This window comes from Erwinia artemisiae (assembly GCF_051400835.1).
Classification (GTDB): domain Bacteria; phylum Pseudomonadota; class Gammaproteobacteria; order Enterobacterales; family Enterobacteriaceae; genus Erwinia; species Erwinia aeris.
Genome location: NZ_JBLFFM010000001.1, coordinates 841,206 through 860,692, shown reverse-complemented (window position 1 = coordinate 860,692; position 19,487 = coordinate 841,206). Strand labels below are relative to the sequence as shown.

19 protein-coding genes are annotated in these 19,487 nt (G+C 58.9%); 9 read left to right on the top strand and 10 right to left on the bottom strand.

Annotation, left to right across the window (positions count from 1 at the left end):
• The first annotated feature begins 6 nt into the window (after positions 1-6).
• From prfA to kdsA, 5 genes are read left to right on the top strand one after another with little or no spacing between them, the layout of a single operon-like run.
• Positions 7-1,089, top strand: coding sequence for a peptide chain release factor 1 (gene prfA, locus ACMGEE_RS04105; RefSeq protein WP_253454499.1), 1,083 nt, complete (start codon positions 7-9; stop codon positions 1,087-1,089).
• Positions 1,089-1,919 (top strand): peptide chain release factor N(5)-glutamine methyltransferase, encoded by an 831-nt coding sequence (prmC, locus tag ACMGEE_RS04100; protein ID WP_436829709.1) that lies wholly within the window; start codon positions 1,089-1,091, stop codon positions 1,917-1,919. The genes prfA and prmC overlap by 1 nt, the downstream gene beginning before the upstream one ends.
• A 14-nt stretch (positions 1,920-1,933) precedes the next feature.
• Positions 1,934-2,332, top strand: a complete 399-nt coding sequence (locus tag ACMGEE_RS04095) for a SirB2 family protein (protein WP_125289714.1) — start codon at positions 1,934-1,936, stop codon at positions 2,330-2,332.
• Complete coding sequence (gene sirB1, locus ACMGEE_RS04090) at positions 2,329-3,138, top strand: invasion regulator SirB1 (RefSeq protein ID WP_253454497.1); 810 nt, start codon at positions 2,329-2,331, stop codon at positions 3,136-3,138. Before ACMGEE_RS04095 ends, sirB1 begins: the two co-directional genes overlap by 4 nt.
• 28 nt (positions 3,139-3,166) lie before the next feature.
• Complete coding sequence (kdsA, locus tag ACMGEE_RS04085) at positions 3,167-4,021, top strand: 3-deoxy-8-phosphooctulonate synthase (RefSeq protein WP_125289716.1); 855 nt, start codon at positions 3,167-3,169, stop codon at positions 4,019-4,021.
• A gap of 170 nt (positions 4,022-4,191) precedes the next feature.
• Here the strand turns inward: kdsA and chaA are convergent, their stop codons facing one another.
• Positions 4,192-5,283, bottom strand: coding sequence for a sodium-potassium/proton antiporter ChaA (gene chaA, locus ACMGEE_RS04080; RefSeq protein ID WP_253454496.1), 1,092 nt, complete (start codon positions 5,281-5,283; stop codon positions 4,192-4,194).
• A 380-nt stretch (positions 5,284-5,663) separates the two neighbouring features.
• Here chaA and chaB point away from each other — a divergent pair, with 380 nt between their 5' ends.
• Both chaB and ACMGEE_RS04070 read left to right on the top strand, forming a co-directional pair.
• Positions 5,664-5,894, top strand: coding sequence for a putative cation transport regulator ChaB (gene chaB, locus ACMGEE_RS04075; RefSeq protein WP_253454495.1), 231 nt, complete (start codon positions 5,664-5,666; stop codon positions 5,892-5,894).
• 244 nt (positions 5,895-6,138) lie between these two features.
• A complete protein-coding gene (locus ACMGEE_RS04070) occupies positions 6,139-6,816 on the top strand; it encodes a gamma-glutamylcyclotransferase (RefSeq protein ID WP_253454494.1) in 678 nt (225 codons plus the stop codon).
• A gap of 9 nt (positions 6,817-6,825) precedes the next feature.
• On the opposite strand, the gene ACMGEE_RS04065 is transcribed toward ACMGEE_RS04070, so the two are convergent.
• The 9 genes from ACMGEE_RS04065 to ACMGEE_RS04025 all read right to left on the bottom strand — a co-directional run bounded on the left by ACMGEE_RS04065 (position 6,826) and on the right by ACMGEE_RS04025 (position 16,866).
• A complete protein-coding gene (locus ACMGEE_RS04065) occupies positions 6,826-8,256 on the bottom strand; it encodes a serine/threonine protein kinase (protein ID WP_253454493.1) in 1,431 nt (476 codons plus the stop codon).
• A gap of 51 nt (positions 8,257-8,307) precedes the next feature.
• The gene (locus tag ACMGEE_RS04060; RefSeq protein WP_253454492.1) at positions 8,308-9,255 is read right to left on the bottom strand and encodes a hypothetical protein; all 948 of its coding nucleotides are present in this window, start codon (positions 9,253-9,255) and stop codon (positions 8,308-8,310) included.
• A gap of 12 nt (positions 9,256-9,267) precedes the next feature.
• On the bottom strand, positions 9,268-10,041 hold the full coding sequence (locus ACMGEE_RS04055) for a PP2C family protein-serine/threonine phosphatase (RefSeq protein WP_253454491.1): 774 nt from the start codon (positions 10,039-10,041) through the stop codon (positions 9,268-9,270).
• Positions 10,038-11,195 carry a type VI secretion system-associated FHA domain protein TagH gene (tagH, locus tag ACMGEE_RS04050; RefSeq protein ID WP_253454490.1) on the bottom strand — a complete coding sequence of 386 codons (1,158 nt, stop codon included), beginning with the start codon at positions 11,193-11,195 and terminating at the stop codon, positions 10,038-10,040. Before tagH ends, ACMGEE_RS04055 begins: the two co-directional genes overlap by 4 nt.
• A gap of 34 nt (positions 11,196-11,229) precedes the next feature.
• Positions 11,230-11,928, bottom strand: coding sequence for a type VI secretion system-associated protein TagF (tagF, locus tag ACMGEE_RS04045; protein WP_253454489.1), 699 nt, complete (start codon positions 11,926-11,928; stop codon positions 11,230-11,232).
• Between the two features lie 17 nt (positions 11,929-11,945).
• Positions 11,946-14,051, bottom strand: a complete 2,106-nt coding sequence (tssM, locus tag ACMGEE_RS04040; RefSeq protein ID WP_301251771.1) for a type VI secretion system membrane subunit TssM — start codon at positions 14,049-14,051, stop codon at positions 11,946-11,948.
• Positions 14,051-15,268, bottom strand: a complete 1,218-nt coding sequence (icmH, locus tag ACMGEE_RS04035) for a type IVB secretion system protein IcmH/DotU (protein WP_253454487.1) — start codon at positions 15,266-15,268, stop codon at positions 14,051-14,053. The genes tssM and icmH overlap by 1 nt, the downstream gene beginning before the upstream one ends.
• A gap of 78 nt (positions 15,269-15,346) precedes the next feature.
• Positions 15,347-15,835: an SH3 domain-containing protein gene (locus tag ACMGEE_RS04030; RefSeq protein ID WP_125289727.1), complete on the bottom strand. Its 489-nt coding sequence runs from the start codon at positions 15,833-15,835 to the stop codon at positions 15,347-15,349.
• A 485-nt stretch (positions 15,836-16,320) separates the two neighbouring features.
• Positions 16,321-16,866, bottom strand: coding sequence for a YbhB/YbcL family Raf kinase inhibitor-like protein (locus tag ACMGEE_RS04025; RefSeq protein WP_301251773.1), 546 nt, complete (start codon positions 16,864-16,866; stop codon positions 16,321-16,323).
• A gap of 168 nt (positions 16,867-17,034) precedes the next feature.
• Here ACMGEE_RS04025 and ACMGEE_RS04020 point away from each other — a divergent pair, with 168 nt between their 5' ends.
• Together ACMGEE_RS04020 and ACMGEE_RS04015 are read left to right on the top strand one after the other, a co-directional pair.
• Positions 17,035-18,468, top strand: coding sequence for a YchO/YchP family invasin (locus tag ACMGEE_RS04020; RefSeq protein ID WP_253454485.1), 1,434 nt, complete (start codon positions 17,035-17,037; stop codon positions 18,466-18,468).
• 90 nt (positions 18,469-18,558) lie between these two features.
• The gene (locus tag ACMGEE_RS04015) at positions 18,559-19,464 is read left to right on the top strand and encodes a bestrophin family protein (RefSeq protein ID WP_253454484.1); all 906 of its coding nucleotides are present in this window, start codon (positions 18,559-18,561) and stop codon (positions 19,462-19,464) included.
• The last annotated feature ends 23 nt before the right edge of the window (positions 19,465-19,487 follow it).

Sequence of the window (19,487 nt, the reverse complement as noted above, 5' to 3'; positions counted from 1 at the left end):
ATATTCATGAAGCCTTCTATTGTTGCCAAACTGGAAGCCTTGCAGGAACGCCACGAGGAAGTCGAGGCGATGCTGGGCGATGCTGGCGTGATTGCCGATCAGGAGCGATTTCGCGCGCTGTCGCGCGAGTATGCGCAGTTGACCGATGTCAGCCAGTGTTTCCGTCGTTGGCAGCAGAATCAGGAAGATATCGCCGCCGCCGAAGAGATGCTTAACGATGCGGAAATGCGCGATATGGCGCAGGAAGAGCTGAAAGAGGCGCGTGAGGCCAGCGAGCAGCTGGAGCAGGAGCTACAGGTGCTGCTGCTGCCGAAAGATCCGGACGACGAGCGCAACTGCTATCTGGAAGTGCGTGCCGGCACCGGCGGCGACGAAGCGGCCATTTTCGCTGGCGATCTCTTCCGCATGTACAGCCGCTATGCGGAATCGCGCCGCTGGAAAGTGGAAGTGATGAGCGCCAACGAGGGCGAGCACGGCGGTTATAAAGAAGTGATCGCCAAAATCGTCGGCGAAGGCGCCTACGGCCGCCTGAAGTTCGAGTCCGGCGGCCATCGCGTGCAGCGCGTGCCGGAAACGGAATCGCAGGGCCGTATCCACACTTCCGCCTGTACCGTTGCGGTGCTGCCAGAAGTGCCGGAAGCCGAGCTGCCGGATATCAACCCGAGCGATCTGAAAATCGATACCTTTCGCTCATCGGGCGCGGGTGGCCAGCACGTTAACACCACCGACTCCGCTATCCGTATTACCCACTTGCCGACCGGCATCGTGGTGGAGTGTCAGGACGAGCGTTCGCAGCACAAAAACAAAGCCAAGGCGCTGGCGGTGCTGGGTTCCCGCATCCGCGCGGCCGAAAGCGCCCGTCGTCAGCAGGAAGAAGCCTCAACGCGCCGCAACCTGCTGGGCAGCGGCGATCGCTCCGACCGCAACCGCACCTATAACTATCCGCAGGGTCGTATTACCGATCACCGCATTAACCTGACCATCTACCGTCTGGACGAAGCGATGCAGGGCAAGTTGGATATGCTGATTGAGCCTGTAGTGCAGGAGTATCAGGCAGACCAGCTGGCCGCCCTGTCCGAGCAGGAGTAATGGAGATTCGCCAGTGGCTGAAAGGAGCCATTACCGAACTGGCGGGCAGTGAAAGCTCGAAAAGAGATGCGGAGATCCTGCTGGGCTTTGTCACCGGCCGCTCCCGCAGCTGGCTAATCGCCTTTGACGAGACGGCGCTGACCCAAAGCGAGCAGGATCGTCTGGCTGCGCTGCTGGCTCGCCGCGTTAACGGCGAGCCAATTGCTTACCTGATCGGCGAGCGTGAATTCTGGTCGCTGCCGCTCAGCGTTTCCCCCGATACGCTTATCCCCCGGCCGGACACCGAGCTGCTGGTGGAGCAGGCGCTGGCACATCTTCCTGCCGAACCGGCGGCGGTACTGGATCTGGGCACCGGTACCGGCGCGGTCGCGCTGGCTATCGCCAGTGAACGGCCCGACTGTCGCGTCACCGGCGTCGATCGCATCCAGGGCGCCGTTGAGCTGGCGCAGCGCAACGCGCAACGTCTTGGCATCCATAACGCCGCTTTTCGCCTCAGCAACTGGTTCAGCGCGCTGGCGGGCCAACGTTTTGCCGTTATCGTCAGCAATCCTCCCTATATTGATGAAGCCGACGAACATCTGCGGCAGGGCGACGTGCGTTTTGAGCCGCAAAGCGCGCTGGTGGCGGCGGATGGCGGCCTGGCTGATATCCGGATTATCGCCGCTCAGGCGGGAGAGGCGCTGCTGCCCGGCGGCTGGCTGCTGTTAGAGCATGGCTGGCAACAGGCGCAGGCCGTGCAGGCGATCCTGCGGGCGGCCGGTTTTGTTAACGTCGCCACCGCCCGGGATTATGGTGGCAATGACCGCGTGACTTATGCGCAAAAACCCTGAACGAGGGAAAATAAATGGCTGACTGGTACAGTGCTGTAAAAAATTTGCATCTGCTGACGGTAATCCTTACCGCCACGCTGTTTCTGCTGCGTTTCTTTTGGCTTCAGACCGGCTCAGGGATGCTGCAAAAGCGCTGGGTACGCATCGTGCCCCATCTTAACGACACGCTGCTGCTGCTTTCGGGCGCGATGCTGGTGGCGATAACGCACTTTTATCCCTTTACGCCTCAGGGCGCATGGCTGACTGAAAAGCTGTTTGGCGTTATTATCTATATCGCGCTTGGCTTTATTGCCCTTGGGCGCAAACCACGCGCGCAAAAAACGCGCTGGATAGCTTTTATCGTGGCGGCCGCGATGCTGGTAATGATTTACCATCTGGCCACCACAAAAATGCCATTGTTGGGGAATGTATGACGTCGATAGCAACTGAAGAAGACACAGCGACCCCGCTGTGCGAGGCGGTAATTGCGGCCACGCTGGCCATCCGTCCTGAGTTTCCTGCTGAAGACGTGAAGAAGCAGCTGGCGGAGCTGGTTAAAGAGGCGCGCGCCACCATTCCATTACAGCTGGAGCAGGATTTGCAGCTGGAGAAACTGATTGAGCTGTTCTGGCAGCGTTGGGGCTTCGGCGGCGCGAGCGGCGTTTACCGCCTGTCCGACACGCTGTGGCTGGATAACGTGCTGAAAACCCGTCAGGGCACCGCCGTCTCGCTGGGCGTGATCTTTTTGCATATCGCTCACGAACTCTCGCTGCCGCTGATGCCGGTGATTTTTCCCACGCAGCTGATTCTGCGGGCCGACTGGATTGACGAAGAGATGTGGCTGATCAATCCCTTTAACGGCGAAACGCTGGATGAGCATACGCTGGAAGTGTGGCTGAAGGGCAATATCGGCCCGGTCGCTGAACTGTACGACGACGATCTACAGGAGGCCGAGCCGCAGCTGGTGCTGAACAAGATGCTGGATACGCTGAAAGCCGCGCTGATGGAAGAAAAGCAGATGGAGCTGGCGCTGCAGGTCAGCCAGGTGCTGGTCAATATGGACCCGGACGATCCTTATGAAATCCGCGATCGCGGGCTGATTTTCGCGCAGCTGGACTGCGAGCATGTGGCGGTAAGCGATCTGACCTATTTTGTTGAACAGTGCCCGGAAGATCCGGTCAGCGAAATGATTAAATTACAGATCCATTCGATTGAACAGAAACAGATCACGCTGCACTAATCTGTTAAACAAAGAATAAGGCGAAGAGATGAAACAAAAAGTCGTTAGCATTGGTGATGTTAAGGTTGCAAACGATCTGCCGTTCGTGCTGTTTGGCGGTATGAACGTACTGGAATCGCGCGATCTCGCTATGCGTATCTGTGAGCACTACGTCACCGTGACCCAGAAGCTGGGCATCCCTTACGTGTTTAAGGCCTCGTTCGACAAGGCTAACCGTTCTTCGATTCGCTCCTATCGCGGGCCGGGTCTGGAAGAGGGCATGAAGATTTTTCAGGAGCTGAAGCAGACCTTCGGCGTGAAAATTATCACCGACGTGCACGAAGCCAGCCAGGCGCAGCCGGTGGCCGACGTGGTTGACGTGATCCAGCTGCCTGCTTTCCTGGCGCGTCAGACCGATCTGGTGGAAGCGATGGCGAAAACCGGCGCGGTCATCAACGTCAAGAAGCCGCAGTTCGTCAGCCCTGGTCAGATGGGCAACATCGTTGAGAAGTTCGCGGAAGGCGGCAACGAGAAGGTTATCCTGTGCGATCGCGGCGCGAACTTCGGCTACGATAACCTGGTGGTGGACATGCTGGGCTTTAACGTTATGAAGCAGGTTTCCAACGGTAGCCCGGTCATTTTCGACGTGACGCACGCGCTGCAGTGCCGCGACCCGTTTGGTGCCGCTTCCAGCGGTCGCCGTGGTCAGGTTACCGAGCTGGCGCGTGCCGGTATGGCTGTCGGCCTGGCGGGGCTGTTTATCGAAGCGCATCCGGATCCGGCCAATGCGAAATGCGACGGCCCGTCCGCGCTGCCGCTGGACAAGCTGGAGCCTTTCCTGATGCAGATTAAAGCGATTGACGATCTGGTGAAAAACTTCCCGGCGCTGGATACCAGCAGCTGATAAAAATCAGGCCGGCTGCCCCGAGGGCGCCGGCCTGAACAGCTAACCTGTTAATCAATTCGCCTCACATCCTGTCACCGCAGATCTGCGAGTCACGCCGTATCTCATACCTTAACCGCAGAGTCGTTATCCGCCTTTCCCTCAGGCCGCGATATCTTGCGCCGTAACGCCTACAGCATCACCGTCATCAGATAGCCGATAAACAGCGCCAGATGCGCCGCGCCGTTCAGCACGTTGGTTCTGCCGGTCGAAAAAGAGATCTGACACAGCAGCAGCGAGGCCAGCATAATCACCATGTGCGGCGGCTCCAGGCCGAAAATCAGTTCCTGGCCGGTGAGCGTGGCGATAATGGTTACCGTAGGCACGGTCAGCGAGATGGTGGCCAGCACCGAGCCGAAAAAGAGGTTCATCGCACGCTGCACCTGATTCGCCAGCACGGCTTTAATAGCGCCCAGGCCTTCCGGCGAGAGGATCAGCAGCGCCACCAGGAAACCGGTGAACTGCTCAGGCGCGTTCAGTTCGGTCAGCAGAGCGCCCAGCGTATTGGAATCCATTTTGGTGACGGCAATCACGGCTACCAGGTGCACCAGCAGCCAGCAGGTATGCCAGACGCTGGAATGGGCGGACGGCTTGCCGTGATGCGGGTCGTCGCCCTCGTCCTCATGCTCATAAACGAACAGGTTTTGGTGCGTTTTGGTCTGGATCAGCAGAAACACGCCGTACATCGCGGCAGAAATGGCGGAAATCAGCAGCGCCTGGCCAGCGCTGAAATTGCCTTCCGGCAGCGCGTTGGGGAAAACCAGCACCAGCACGGCCAGCGGGAAAATAGCGATCAGATACTGCTTTACGCCCGCCAGATTAACGTACTGGGTGGCAAACTTGCGCCCGCCCAGCAGCAGCGCGAAGCCCACCAGCCCGCCGGTTACGATCATCACGATAGAGTAAAGCGTATCGCGCATCAGCATCGGCGCCGCATCGCCCGTCGCCATCAGCGCGGAAATCAGACTGACTTCCAGGATCACTACGGAGAGGCTGAGGATCAGCGAACCGTAAGGCTCGCCGAGGCGGTGCGCAAGCACGTCCGCGTGTCGCACCACGCTGAACGCGCTGCTAAGGATAGCCACCAGCGCCAGCAAATTAATGCCGATGATGGCCGGTAAAGATTCTGAGGCGCCCCAAAACCACAGGATAACCAGGGCCGCGAGCGGCAGGACCAGGGATGATTCTTTATGACGTGTTCTGACGCTTTCTTGCGCGCTCATAGGCAATATTTCCTTTTCTGACCGTCCAACTGCGAAACAGACGCAACCATTGCTGTGTGCATTGATTATATAACAACCGCCCGCAGTGTAACGGCAGTAAGGTTAACTGATGGTAAACTTTACATGATTTTACCTGAATAACCTGATAATTATCCGGGCTGGGCCTAAATCTGCATCTACCTGTAATTATCTTGATTCACAAAGTGTTTTTTATCTCTCTCTGCTTTTTATCATGACGATTAAAGCGGAGATTTATCAATTTTACCGAGATAAACGACTGTTACGGAATAGTTAGTATGTGACCTCACTAAAAAGAGATAAGTGGCATCCGCAGCGATTTTGTTCCAGGCTTAAAACGTCTGATAACAAGGAGATCGATAATGCCATACCGTTCAAGAGAATCCCTGCCTGACAGCGTCAAAAACGTGCTGCCCGCTCACGCGCAGGACATTTATCAGGAGGCGTTTAACAGCGCCTGGGATGAATACAAAGAGAAGAAAGATCGTCGGGGCGATGAGTCGCGCGAAGAAGTGGCGCACAAGGTGGCGTGGGCAGCCGTTAAAAACCAGTATGAAAAGGGCGACGATGATAAGTGGCATAAGAAGCATTGAATGCCGTGGGGCTGCTCGTCGCGGGCAGCCTCGTCTGTCCTCGCCGTCACCCCTGATTTTTCTCCGCCGTCACCCTGAAGTTCCCCGTTATGCCGCCGATGATAAACCTAAGGTAAATTTATTCTTTTGTGACGCGCTTCAAACTTGATCGGCACGCCTGAAATGACTTAAGGTCAGGTAAGCGTAACGACACATTTATGTCACAACAAATGCAGCAGGGAACGGGCAGTAGCGGAGAGGGCGAATGTTAACAAGAGACTTCCTGGCCAAAGCAGATTGTAAAACGGCCTTTGGCGCCATTGAGGAATCGCTGCTGTGGAGCTGCGAGCAGCGAGCGGCCTCGCTGGCGGCTACCCTGGCCTGCCGTCCCGATCACAGTCCGGTGTGGATTTTTGGCTACGGTTCGCTGATGTGGAATCCGGTATTCGAGTCCGATGAGGTAGCGGAAGGCACGCTAAACGGCTGGCACCGCGCGTTTTGCCTGCGGCTTACCGCCGGACGCGGCACCGCCCAGCAGCCGGGGCGGATGCTGGCGTTGAAAGAGGGCGGCAGCACCACCGGGCTGGCCTTCCGCCTGCCGGAAGCGAAGCTGGCCGAGGAGCTGGAGCTGCTGTGGAAACGCGAGATGGTTACCGGCTGCTACCTGCCGACCTGGTGCGAGCTGAAGCTGGCCGACGGTCGCAGCGTGACGGCACTGGCCTTTGTTATGGATCCGCGTCACGCGCTGTATGAGGCCGACTCCTGCCCGCAGACTATCGCGCCGCTGATTGCTCAGGCCAGCGGGCCGCTGGGCACCAACGCGCAATATCTTTTCTCGCTGGAGCAGGAGCTGAAAAGGCGCGGGCTTTATGATGACTGCCTGACCGATCTGGTTCAGCGCGTCCGCGATCTTCAGGTCTACCACAACGACCTGGCCGGCTGAGCCGCGTCCTCAGGAGCCGGGATTGATCAGCCAGGTGCCCGGTTTATCAATATCCAGCTGCTGAGTATGCACGGCAGAATCGGCAGCGTGGACCTCAATAGTATAATGTCCCGCAGACAGATTAAGCGCGGCGTAACCGCTGGTATTCGGCTTCGCCTCGACAGGTTTGCCGTTCAGCATTACCGTTTCGCCGCTGGTCAGCTTGAGATAGACCGTGGCGATGGTCGGCTTGTCCGCAGGCGTGACGGCGGTCGATGGCGTCGCGCCTCCGGCATTATCGGCCGCAGCAGACTGTTCCGGCGCGGAAGCGTCATCGCCATGGTTAAGCGCGACGAGCAGCCCGATCAGCGCCAGTAGCGCGACGCCAGCGGCAATCATCAGCGGTTTCGCCAGTTTGTGGTGGCGTAGCGAGGCATACTCCGCACTGGCCGAGGCGGGCGCCACGGTAATAGCTGGCGGTTCCGGCTGCACTTCCGGCGTCACGATTGGCGTCACGATCTCTTCAGGCACCCTGGTCACGCTGGTCACCAGCTCTTCTACCGTACTCACCGGCAGCGCAATCAGCGCGGCAAACTCATCGACAGTCTGCGGACGATCCTGCGGTTTCATCGCCAGCGCGCGGTCAATCGCATTCAGCAAAGGCAGCGAAAATCCTTCAGGGCGCAGCTGGGTCAGCGGCTGGTAGCGATCCTCGATACAGCGAACCACGCTGACCGGCGGCGGACTGCCGGTCACCAGCGTATGCAGCACCGCGCCCAGCGCATAAATATCCGTCCACGGCCCCTGATCGCTGTCGCTCTCTTCGCTGTACTGCTCGATAGGCGCATAGCCTGGCTTAAGCATGATTTCCGTCTGGTCGGAAAGGTTGCCGATGGTCTTGCGGGCGGAGCCGAAGTCCAGCAGCACAGGCAGCTGGTTATCCTGGATCTGAATATTGTCCAGCGAGATATCGCGATGCAGATAGCCCGCCTGATGGATGGTGTCGATAGCGCCGAACAGCGGCGGCAGCAGCTGGCGGATCCAGGCATCGGTCAGCGTTTCAGGGCTGCCCAGCTGCCACTCCTTTAGCGTCATGCCGCTGTAGTACAGCGTGCCCATATAGGCGGTGCCGTTTTCTTCCCAGAAGCGCAGCACGTGCAGCAGGCCGGGATGGTTAAACCGGGCCAGCAGGCGGGCTTCCTGGATAAAGCTGTTCAGCCCGGCGGTAAACAGTTTCTGATAGCGTTCGCCGCGCAGCGCGATAGTCAGGTTCTCATCGCGCGAAACCAGCGATACCGGCAGATACTCTTTAATAGCGATGGTGCGTTCCAGCAGATGATCCCAGGCGCGATAAACAATGCCGAAGCCGCCGCCGCCGATAACCTCTTTGATTTCAAATTCGTTAAAACGGTGCCCGGCCGGAAGGGCATTGGGCACGTTTTTCTTATCGTTTGCCGACATAGTAAACACTCTCTAAGCGTTAGCGACTTTTCACCCTGCGGGAAAATGCAGTCAGTTAACGGTGCGCCAGGCGCCAATAGCCGGATCGGCCAGATCTGCATGCAGGTCGTTCACCAGCAGCACATTTATTTTCACTTGCGGATTGGTCAACGCGCCCCACGTTTTGCGCAGCGCCTCAACGCGATTTTTCAGCAGCGCGGCATCGTTCGCCTGGCTTTTGCTCATTTTCACCAGCAGCGCGCCTTCAAAAGACCAGACGTGCAGCTGCGGATTAAACGTCAGCAGCAGCCAGCTGTCCGGCGCGCTCTTTTTGGCCACGACCAGGCGCTGGTTATTCGCGGCGACGATAGTCAGCTCGCCCGGCGACGGGTGCAGGTTACGTAAAGGGAAGCCCTGATAAAACTGTACGGGGATCGCCTGGGTCTTGCCGTTGCTGGCCAGCGTCAGTTCGCTTTTGCCTTCCAGCCAGCCTTCCGTGGAGCAGCTAAGATGGCGGGCATCCGGAATAAACAGCGACTGGCCTCGTTCGTCCCACCAGGTGCGGAAGTGGCAGCCGCCCGGCAGATCGAAATGCTGCAGCGGCGCGCTGTTGGCAGGCTGCGACAAATCCAGCGGTTCCGCGTTGCTGGCGGTGGCCGCAGCGGTGCCGTCGGCAATAACGATCGGCCGCCAGTTTTGCACTTTTGCGGCGGTGCCGGAAGCGAGCACCGAGCCCGCCTCGTTGGTCATCTGCCACGGCAGCTCGCTCAGCTTGCCGCATTGGTTATTCAGCAGCTTGCCTACGCGCGGCAAAAAAGTGTTGAGCACGTTCGACTCTTTGCTTTTGCCCGAGACGATGCGCAGAGGGATATTCTCCTGACACCAGTCCTTCGGCGCATTACTTTCCACGTTATCGATAAAGACTTCCAGCGCCAGGCTGGGAGAATAGACCACGCGGTAGTCTTCCGCCTGAGCGGTAGTTGCAAACAACAGTGTGACAGCCGGCAACCAGAATTTCATAGCGTTCCTTGGTTAATCACGCGACGGAAGAAAGCGAGCGGAATCCGCCATCGATTGTAACAGGGTGGTATCCTGCGGCGAGCCAACCCAGACAGCTACCGCGCTTAAATTATCTTTTTTCTCGCTGCGATTGATCGCTTTATGCATCAGTGCCAGCCATTCATGGGGCGAGCTGACCATGCGCAAAGCCTGCTCCATCTCGCCGGGCTGCAAATTGCACCAGAAGCCGTCGGTGCAGACCAGAAAGACGTCGCCATCCTCCAGCGGCATCACTTCACTGTAGCTGACGGGCTGTGTCCCTTCTGCGCCAAGAGCATTATAAAGTAAGTTACTGTTAATGCCGGTATTATCTACACCAGCATCCTTTAGCTGCTGGGCCAGGCTATGGTCGCGCGTCACAGAATGGATAAACCCGCGGCGAAAGTGGTAAACCCGGCTGTCGCCCGCGTGCGCCCACCAGGCCAGCTGCCGATCGCGGTCGATAAACAGGGCCGCCAGCGTGGTGCTCATCCGCTCAAAATTCAGATTTTTCCTCTGCGCCAGGCGGATCGCTTCTTCCGCATCCTCCACCCATGCTTTGCTGTCGCAGGCGGTAAAAGGACGATCGTCAGCGTGCGTCAGCAATACGTCGCGGGCGATGCGGGCAGCCTGTTCGCCGCCAGCCGTGCCGGCAACGCCGTCGCAGACCAGAAAACACGCTGAGTGCTCGCCTACGCGCGCGCCGGTTTCATCCTGATTACTCTCACGCGCGCCCGTTTGCGACGTGGAGGCATGATTTATTTTCATTCTTGTTCCGGTCTGATTTGCGAATCTTTGTACTGATTCACTTCCATATCATAGGCCTGTAGGAAAGCGTCGCCAAAAAGGGTATGAAAATCATCCTCAATTTCGCCAGAGGTATTTTGATAGTGACGCAAAAAATAGTCCCACAGGGCGGCTTTTTTTATGGCGCTGAGGCCAATGCGCGGCAGATTGCCGTCGCGGCGGGCATGATCCTCCAGCCGCTGCGGATTAAACGATTGCAGCATGGCGGCGATAATCGCCCGGATCCCGGCAATCATGCCCAGCTGGTGCGCCTGCAAATCGACCAGCGCATCGCGTACCGCCTGCTCAGGTGGCATAAAACCCGGCATCTGGCTCTGATAGATCTGCATCAGCACCGTTTTGCCCGACGGCAGGATCTTGAACGGGTTATTGGCCTCGTTCAGGATCATGGTCATTTCCGCCTTCACGCCGCGCTTAAGGATCGAGCGGGAAGAGAGCAGGGCGACGGTGCCTTGCGAAAACAGGCTCAGCATTCTGCCCGTAGTACGCATCTGTTCTTCGGTAAAAGGCGGTTTTCCCGGCCCGCTTTCCAGCCCCATCCCTTCCATCAGCGCGGCCAGCAGGCGCTGCTCGTTGCTTGCGCCGGCGGCGCGTTCGGCCTGGGCAGGCTCGTGAGCGACAGGATCGATACCCAGGCGGGCATCGCCGGGACGGTGCTGCTGCCGCACGGGCGAAGGTTCGCGCTCCACCGGGACGACAATCGGCACCTGTTCGTTCAGGATCCCCAGGGGATCTTCCGGCAGCGCCCGATCCTCGGTAAACAGCGTCAGCGGGTCAACGTCGCTGAAGGGCTTTTCTTCAATGCGGGTAGGATCGCTCACCGCAATCTGATAGTCACCGATCCCCAGCAGATCGCCGTGCTGCAGCAGGATCTGCTTACCGCGCGCCAGCGGGACATGGTTATGTAAAATCGCAATCACGCTGCCATGATTGGTCAGCCTGCACTCGCCGTTCCCGGCAACGTGCACCACGGCCTGAAGACGTGAAATCGCGCGTTCGCTGTCTGGCAAAACCAAATCGTTATCTACGCTTCGGCCTATTGTGCCGCCGGGCGGAGCAAAATCACAAACGTTAACGGGCGCCTCGGTTTTGCTCTCAACAAGGGTAAATCGCATGCGCTTTTCCTGAAACCTGGGTCATTCGGTCACCCTATTCAAACATCGGTGGATAGAGTCCATGACGACCCGGCTGCGCTACGGCGGCCGGGTCAAAAAGTTGTGTAAAGAGCCGGGCGGTAAGATTACCGCTGTGTTTATGGCTGGCTAACGGATAGCCGTCGCTTTGGTTAGTCCACCAGTAACTGGTATAGCGCATAGGGTCAAAACGGTTGGCTACCTCATGCCAGGCCAGCGTGCAGGGCAGATCCTGATAGCCGATCACGTCCATAATATCGGAGCGGCTGGTATCGGGCAGCGACAGCGGCGGCAGGCTCAACAGCGCCTGCTCAAGCTGGGCCGGCGTACAGGTTTGCGAAACCGCGTGATGAAGCGCTTCGCCCAGCGCCCGAAACCAGTCGCCGGAAACGGCAAGCTGCGCCGGATGCCAGTGGCTGACCGGCACGCTCTGTAGCGCCAGCAGGGGCCAGCTGCGGCCAACGCGATCGCGCGAAGGTAACAGGCAGCCAATCTGTACCCGCTGTACGCCAAGCGTGGCGGGCAGGGCGAAATTCCAGACGGGCGCGCGGCTAAAGAGTTCGCCTACGGCTTCGCCATGCTGATACCAGTGCGATAAGCCGAGCTGGAACCAGTTTGACCAGCTGGCCACGATGGGTTCAGGCAGACGACGCTGTAAAAAATCGCCGGTGCCCGGCAGCTTGCCGTACCAACCCAGCTCGCTTTTTTCCGTCATGGTTATCCCCTTTCCCGCTAAGGGTTCGTGGCCTGAACCGACGAACCAGAGGTTGCCGCGGTGCCGGCGTCCTGCTTGCCCGCGCTGTCAATACTCACGGCCAGCTTGCGCATAATCAGCGCGTTGTCTCTGACAAACGGCGAGGTCTGGATCTGGCGATCCAACAGCTGGCTTAAATGCCAGTCCAGCTGCTGAAGCTGCCGGGTCGTTACGCTGGCGGGTAGCGTTCGCTGCAAATTCTGCATCACCCAGCCGCGTAAGAACTCGCCATCGTAGCTGCGCGGCTGATAAAGCATCTGGTAAGCGCGCAGGGCGTTGCGGCTGAAATCGCTGTCGTCGCCCTTATCATTACGCAGCGCCTCGGTAATATTCTGCGCCACTCGCGGCAGCAACAGCGTCTTTAGCGCATTTTGATAAAAGCCCAGCGCGGCCGTGCCGATCTGGTCACCACGGTAAAGCCCCGCCCGCATACTCAACGGCGGATCGTCCAGCGAGAAGCTGTCGCTTTGCGGCAGGGCAACCAGGCTATTTAAGAAGGGTAGCAGATCCAGGATATCGCCGGTGTTATTGTTCACCAGCCGCTGCGCCTGCTTATCAACCGGCTCAAGGCGGGCCTCCACCTGCTGCAGATAGCGCTGATTTTTATAATAACTGGTGGTCCAGAACAGCGTAGCGATCAGCAGCGCCAGCGCCAGCGAGGCGTAGCTGGCCCAGTGCAGCAGCCGATTACGGTGTTCCCAGGTGCGATCGCTGCCGGCAAGGCCGCTCTCCTGGAAAATCAGATCCCTGAGCAGGGAATGGATAAAATAGCTTTGCCCTTTATTAGCCGGGATCGGCGCGTTGCGGTGCACCGTATCCCAACTGGCGATAGAGTGGCTGGTGGCCTGCGGCAGCTGTAGCTTGCGCGTCAGCTCGCCCATAATGCGGTCGAAAGGCAGACCCTCCTGCGTGCCGCTGGTGAAAAACAGGCCGCGCGGCGCCCAGGGCAGGCCCTCTTTTTCCGGCGCAAAGACGATCTCCAGATACTCCGCCAGCAGGGGCCGCAGCGAGGCAAACTCCTGCGGAAACAAAAAGCAGTCCGCGCGCTGGGTCAAATCGCTCTCTTTTGCCATCTTTCCGGCCAAATCGGCCTGAAGGCGTGCCGTCAGCTCGCGGAACTGCCGGTCAAACTGGGCGCCAATGGTCGGTTCGCTGAGGCGATCGGGCTCCCACGGGAAGGTAAAGCCCCAGATCCCGTCGCGCTGGCTTTTATCCAGAGAGCCGTTGTAGCTCATAAATCCTTTCAGCAGATCGGTTTTGGTCACCATGACATACACCGGAAAGTGAATGCCGGTCTGCTGGTGCAGCTCTTTCATGCGGCTGCGCAGCGCGGTTGCCTGCACGTAGCGCGCGTCTGCCGAATCGCTAAGCAGATCGGCCACGCTGATGGTCATGATCACGCCGTTAATAGGCTGGCGGGCGCGGTAGCGCTTCAGCAGCGAGATAAAGGTTTGCCATTCGCTGGCGTCTCTGGCGCGCTGACTCTCCTGTAGCGTATAGCGTCCGGCGGTATCCAGCAGCACGGCTTCTTCGGTAAACCACCAGTCGCAGTGGCGGGTGCCGCCTACGCCGCGCAGCGCGCTTCTGCCCAGCGTGTCGCCCAGCGGGAACTCCAGCCCGGAATTCAGCAGCGCCGTGGTCTTACCCGCGCCCGGCGCGCCGACGATGATGTACCAGGGCAGCTGATAGAGATACTGCGCGCTAAACCGTTGCAGCCAGCCGCGATGACGATTGCGGCCGGGAAAATGCTTTTTCTTCAGCAGAGTCGCCGCCTCGCTGAACAGCGCGCTGAGCAGCTCTTCCGCCGCCGCCTGCTCGGCGTGGTCAAGGTTATATTTTTGCAGATTGTTCAGCAGCTTGCTGTTAAACCAGGCGCGATAAAGCTGGGGGATCAGCTGGAAAAGGATCCACAAAAAATAGCACAGGCCAATGGCTATCTGGCGGTTAATGCTGCTTTCCAGCCAGTGAATATCGTTCAGCGACAGCAGCGGCCCGGTCATCCAGATCAGCGCGCAAAGCGCCGTAATGCCGAAAAAGCCCCACAGCAAGCGGCTGGAAAAAAGAGAAAAGAGAAGGGAAGGCATCAGTATTTCTCCGCCTGACTGGATTGGACTTCAGGTGCCGGTAACAGCACGATTTCTACCCGACGATTGCGCGCCCGGTTTTCGCTGCTGTCGTTGGGCAGCAGCGGATTGCTGTCGCCACGGCCTTCGCTGCGGATAAGATGATTCGGCTCCAGCATCTGCTGACGCATCAGCGCGCTGACGGTATGGGCCTGCGCAAGCGAATATTCATAGTTAGAGGCGAAATGGGCAGAGCGCACGGGCTGATTATCGGTATAGACGCTGACCAGCACGGTGCCTTTGATATTGTCCATGGCGGCCGAAACGCGAGTGATCAGCGCGCGGCCTTCAGGCAGCAGATCGCTGCCCGCTGGGCGGAAAAGCTTATCAGAGGCGATAATGACCTTGCTGCCGTTAGTGCCGTCGGCCACGTCGAGCTGCCGTGCCGCAATCAGGTCGTCCAGCCGTTGCCGCAGATCCAGCAGCGCCTGAGCCGAACTGCTACGGGCAATTTCGTTACTGGGCAGCGGCGTTTCCCAAATGGCACGCAGCAGCGGTTCAGCGGCATTGCCCAGCCGCCAGTTAAGCCCCGAGTAGATCAGACCGGCGAGAAAAGCGGCCAGCGCCACGCTGGCCCAAAGCGGAACCGGCGGACGCCACAGCGTATTTTGCCCGACGGGTTGCTGCGGCTGCGGCTGCATCGGCGGCGGCAGCGCGCCGCGCGTGTCGGTAATCAGCTGGGCCAGACGGGTGCGGATAGCGTCGCGCTGCAACCGGCCTTGCTCTACCGCGCGGTAGCGGCCTTCATAGCCCAGCAGCAGGCAATAGTGGATGGTTTCAAGCAGCCACAGGTGCTGCGCCGGCGTCTGCGAGATGCGGGACAGCAGCTGAAACACTTTTTCGCCGCCCCAGCTTTCATTATGAAACGTCACCAGCAGGCCGTTGCCCGACCAGACGCCGCGCGTGCCCCAGGGCGTCTGGGCCGCGGCCTCGTCCAGCGCGCTGCACAGGCAGTAACGGGCGCCGATAATCATATCGAACGGCAGGCCAGCCTGTTTACAGCGCGTCTCAAACTGGCGGATCTCATCCACCAGCTGTTGGCGCAGGCCAGCGGGATCGTCATGGGTTGCCGCCAGGCGGATCTGCACAATTGCGTTCAGCAAAGGCGCGGCGGCGGCGAGTAGCGGGTTTTCCTGGCTGACGGTGGCAGGCGCGTCAGCATGGTGTTCCGGGGTCATCAGGCTTTACTTTCTCATCCAGGTGGCGGGCAAGGCGCCTTTTGCTTTCTCTGAGTGGGCGATCCCTGCGGACCGCGCCTATTCCAGGATCCAGGTGGCCGTGTCGTTATTGCGACAGGCTTTGCTTTGTCCGCCGACGTCAACGCACACTTTTTTGGTTTTGCGCGGGCGTGGCCGATCGCTACGCAGCGTGGCGTCATAAAGTTCGCTTTTCACGCCGGCTTTGAAAGGTACGTAGCCGATCAGCTCCTGTTGGTCCGGTTCGGCGATAGCCAGCCAGTGGTTTTCCACCTCGCCCAGCACGGTGAAAGGCTTGCCGTTTTCCAGGTAGCGAACCAGGCTGCCGCCGAAATCAGGACGGTTCATAACGGAAGCGTTGTACAGCGCCCGATAGGTTTCATTGACTGGCGTAAAGGATTGAGGAGCCTGGATCGCATGACGATGCGTCAGGGTCACGCCGTCGACGCTGGAAGTGACCAGCGTATCGTCCGTGACGGCAGGAGCAGGAGCCTTACAGGCCGACAGGGCGAGCGCTGCCAGCAGAGTTAACGCGATGCTTATTTTCACATTGATCCTCGTGAATATCGTCAGTGGTTACGGCTACAATCCACTCTTCACGGACGGCAGGGCCGCCACGTGAAAATCATTCTGTTTTACAGAAAGATAAATTTGTATTTAGTCTACATGACGCTTTTGAGAATGGGAACAATTGCGAACGGGGGCGTAACATGTTATTGACAGCCGCCCGGCGATATTGGCCCGTTTAGCGGAATAAAGTGCCCGGATATTGCCTGTTCCTCTTTTTCAAACAGGCGAATCGAATGCGCATTAGCGGTGCCTTTATTCCTCTCTCATCGGGCTAAATCCTTCCTGCCTGGTTACCGATCCGCAGGCTATAAGTGACGCTGTCACTTTTGGTCGCCATGGCACAACGGTGGCTGACCATGCCGGCACGCCTGGCGCATCATACTAACCGCGCCGGGGTGCCTGGCTCGTAATGGCAATCCTTACGGGATAAAGCATACCGGAGCGTATGCGCTCAACGCTCCCGGTTAACCGTTGCCGAAACGTCCAATCAGGCCAGCGGCGCCCAGCGTATGGCCCTTCAGTCGGCCAAACAGCGCCTCGCGCGTTAAGCCCTGCTCCAGTCCATTTGCCGGTAAATCGGTGGCGATCAGCGTGAAGTTATAATGATGCTCGCCGCTGCCGACCGGCGGGCACGGGCCGTGATAGCGCAGAGTGCCCGGCGAATTTTTCCCGCCCGTATAGCCTTTGCCGCTGGTCAGCTCGCCCTGGGCAAAGCTGGTGCGCTGAAAAGGAATGTTGTAGGCCACCAGATGATCGACGCCCAGCCCCTTAGCGCCTACAGGATCGGTCACCACCAGCGCAAAGCTTTTGGTGCCTTCAGGCGGGTTATTCCAGCTCAGCGCCGGCGAAATGTTTTCTCCCGTACAGCTGGCGTTGCCTTTGGCGGCGCCGGCGAATTTTTTCGCCATCAGCGCGTTATCGTTAAAGTCGGGGGAGCTGAGCGTAAAAACCGGGGCGGCAGACGCGGACGCGGCCGTCAGCAGCAGCGCTGCGAGCAGACTTTTTTTCATCAGAGGTTTCCGGGTTAAGAGGTTAGCGCAAAGTCTGGTTGATAATTCGCCGCTCTGCCAGCAGGCACGGCGGGTGCCGCTGACAAAATAAAAGTGTTAAGCTAGTTTTTTGTGATCTACATCCAGGTTTCTTATTCAGAAAAAGGCTTAACGACCGCTGATAACGTGATGAAAAAAATAACTGCCTTTCCCATTCCCGCCAGAGCGCTGGTTTCAGCCGGGCTGCTGGCCCTGTCGCCGCTTGCTCAGGCGCTGATGACGGAGACCCGCGTCGCCGACGCGCCTTTTGCCGATCCTGCCCGCTTCGCCCGTGAGCTGCCCGATCTCGGTAGCAGCAGCAGCGGTTCGGATCAGGCGCTAGAAAAGCGTATCGCGCAGGCGATGAAAAGCATCGGCGAAGCCAGTATGAACAGCGATGAAGATAAATCGCTGAGCAGCGAGGCGGGCGCCTGGGCCTTTAATCATTTCCGCGACGAGGCGGCAAAGCGCGTTGAAAACGAAGGGCAACAGCTTCTTTCTCCCTACGGTCAGGCCAACTTATCGCTGCTGGTGGACAGCAACGGCAATTTCGACGGCTCGTCCGCGCAGCTGCTTACGCCGTGGCAGGATAACTATCAGTATCTGACGTTCAGCCAGCTGGGCGTTGAGCAGACGGATGACGGGCTGGTCGGCAACGCGGGGCTTGGCCAGCGCTGGCTGACCGGTAGCTGGCGACTGGGCTATAACGCCTTTGTCGACGAGCTGTTTACCGAAAACCAGCGGCGCGGATCGCTGGGCGCAGAGGCCTGGAGCCACTATCTGCGCTTTTCCGCCAACTACTATCAGCCGCTTTCCGGCTGGCGGCAGCGTTCGACAACGCAGGAGATGCGGATGGCGCGCGGCTACGACATCACCACGCAGGGCTATTTGCCTTTCTATCAGCAGCTCGGCGTCTCGCTCAGCTACGAACGCTATCTGGGCGACAATGTCGATCTGTTCAACAGCGGCACGCAGAGCAGCAACCCTGCCGCAATTAAAGTGGGCGTTAGCTATACGCCGGTGCCGCTGTTTACGCTGACCGCCTCGCATAAGACGGCGGACAGCGGCGAAACGCAGGATCAGCTCGGGCTAAAAATGAACTATCAGATCGGTGTGGCGCTGAGCAAGCAGCTGTCGGCGGATAACGTGGCCGCCGCGCGTTCGCTCAGCGGCAGCCGCTACGACGCGGTAACGCGCAGTAATCTGCCGGTGATGGAGTTCCGCCAGCGGAAAACGCTGTCGGTGTTTCTGGCAACGCCGCCGTGGCAGGTGCAGCCGGGCGAAACGCTGCCCCTGAAGCTACAGATTCGCCAGGCGAATCCGCTGAAGGCGATTAGCTGGCAGGGCGACACCCAGGCGCTGAGCCTGACGCCGCCTGCCAACAACGTCAGCCCGGACGGCTGGAGCATCATTGTTCCGGCCTGGGACAGCTCGCCGGAAGCGACCAACGAATACCATCTGTCGGTGACCGTCGAGGACAGCAGGCAGCAGCGGGTGACCTCGAACTGGATCACCCTGAAGCTGACGCCGCCGGTAACCTTACAGTCTTCCGGCGCGGACTCGTTCAATTTGATGGCACCCTGACCAGCACCTGATGTGACAGTTATCACAGAAATAGCTGGGCAGAGCGGCCGGAATTTGCCACTCTTTCTAAAAAAATTACGGCTGCTTATTATGATCGTCCGTCCTCATCGCCACTGGTTTGTTCGCCTTTTTTCCTGGCACGGCTCCGTGCTGCCCGGCATCCTGTTCCGGCTTGGCCTGAACCTGCTGATGTCGATTATCGCCATTTTCTGCCTGGACTGGTACGAAACCCTGGGCGTAAAGCTGACGCTGGCGCCTTTCAGCCTGCTCGGCGTCTCCATCGCTATCTTCCTGGGTTTTCGCAACAGCGTCTGCTATGCGCGCTTTTCCGAGGCGCGGCAGCTCTGGGGCAGCCTGCTGATTACCTGCCGCGATATTCAGCGCCAGGTGCTGGCGATCTCGCCGGCCGATGCGCCGCGTATCGCCGCTTTGCTGATGGCCTTTTGCTATAGCCTCAAGCACCAGCTCAGGCGCACCGATGCGCGGGAGGATCTCAACCGTTTTCTGGGCGACGAAGCCGAAGACATCCTGCGGCGACGCGCGCGTACCAATGCGATTGAACTGAAAATATCCCAGTGGCTGGCCGACCAGCGCCGCAGCGGAGCGATCTCGGATATCGTTTACGCGCAGCTGGATAACAGCATTCATCAGCTTTCGCTGGTGCTGGGCGGCTGCGAGCGGCTGGCCAGCGTGCCGGTGCCGTTCGCCTATGGCCTGCTGCTGCACCGCACCGTTTACCTGTTCTGTACGCTGCTGCCTTTCGCGCTGGTGCCGGATCTGCACTATATGACGCCGCTGGTGTCGGTTTTTATCGCCTATAGCTTTCTTTCGCTGGATACGCTGGCGGAGGAGCTGGAAATGCCTTTCGGCTACGCCAACAACCATCTGCCGATGGATGCGATGTGCACTAATATAGAAATCAATCTGCTGGAGATGAACAACCAGCGCGAACTCCCCGAAGCGCCGGTTCCCGATCGGTACTATCGCCTGACATAGGCACCTGACCCACGCTGTTTTCT

Coding starts and splice junctions, on each gene's coding strand:
- tagH (WP_253454490.1), bottom strand. CDS start 11,195: ATGCGATTTACCCTTGTTGAGAGCAAAACCGAGGCGCCCGTTAACGTT.
- ACMGEE_RS04055 (WP_253454491.1), bottom strand. CDS start 10,041: ATGAAAATAAATCATGCCTCCACGTCGCAAACGGGCGCGCGTGAGAGT.
- chaA (WP_253454496.1), bottom strand. CDS start 5,283: ATGAGCGCGCAAGAAAGCGTCAGAACACGTCATAAAGAATCATCCCTG.
- prmC (WP_436829709.1), top strand. CDS start 1,089: ATGGAGATTCGCCAGTGGCTGAAAGGAGCCATTACCGAACTGGCGGGC.
- ACMGEE_RS04065 (WP_253454493.1), bottom strand. CDS start 8,256: ATGTCGGCAAACGATAAGAAAAACGTGCCCAATGCCCTTCCGGCCGGG.
- sirB1 (WP_253454497.1), top strand. CDS start 2,329: ATGACGTCGATAGCAACTGAAGAAGACACAGCGACCCCGCTGTGCGAG.
- tagF (WP_253454489.1), bottom strand. CDS start 11,928: ATGACGGAAAAAAGCGAGCTGGGTTGGTACGGCAAGCTGCCGGGCACC.
- ACMGEE_RS04070 (WP_253454494.1), top strand. CDS start 6,139: ATGTTAACAAGAGACTTCCTGGCCAAAGCAGATTGTAAAACGGCCTTT.
- chaB (WP_253454495.1), top strand. CDS start 5,664: ATGCCATACCGTTCAAGAGAATCCCTGCCTGACAGCGTCAAAAACGTG.
- tssM (WP_301251771.1), bottom strand. CDS start 14,051: ATGCCTTCCCTTCTCTTTTCTCTTTTTTCCAGCCGCTTGCTGTGGGGC.
- ACMGEE_RS04020 (WP_253454485.1), top strand. CDS start 17,035: ATGAAAAAAATAACTGCCTTTCCCATTCCCGCCAGAGCGCTGGTTTCA.
- kdsA (WP_125289716.1), top strand. CDS start 3,167: ATGAAACAAAAAGTCGTTAGCATTGGTGATGTTAAGGTTGCAAACGAT.
- ACMGEE_RS04095 (WP_125289714.1), top strand. CDS start 1,934: ATGGCTGACTGGTACAGTGCTGTAAAAAATTTGCATCTGCTGACGGTA.
- prfA (WP_253454499.1), top strand. CDS start 7: ATGAAGCCTTCTATTGTTGCCAAACTGGAAGCCTTGCAGGAACGCCAC.
- ACMGEE_RS04025 (WP_301251773.1), bottom strand. CDS start 16,866: ATGAAAAAAAGTCTGCTCGCAGCGCTGCTGCTGACGGCCGCGTCCGCG.
- ACMGEE_RS04015 (WP_253454484.1), top strand. CDS start 18,559: ATGATCGTCCGTCCTCATCGCCACTGGTTTGTTCGCCTTTTTTCCTGG.
- icmH (WP_253454487.1), bottom strand. CDS start 15,268: ATGACCCCGGAACACCATGCTGACGCGCCTGCCACCGTCAGCCAGGAA.
- ACMGEE_RS04060 (WP_253454492.1), bottom strand. CDS start 9,255: ATGAAATTCTGGTTGCCGGCTGTCACACTGTTGTTTGCAACTACCGCT.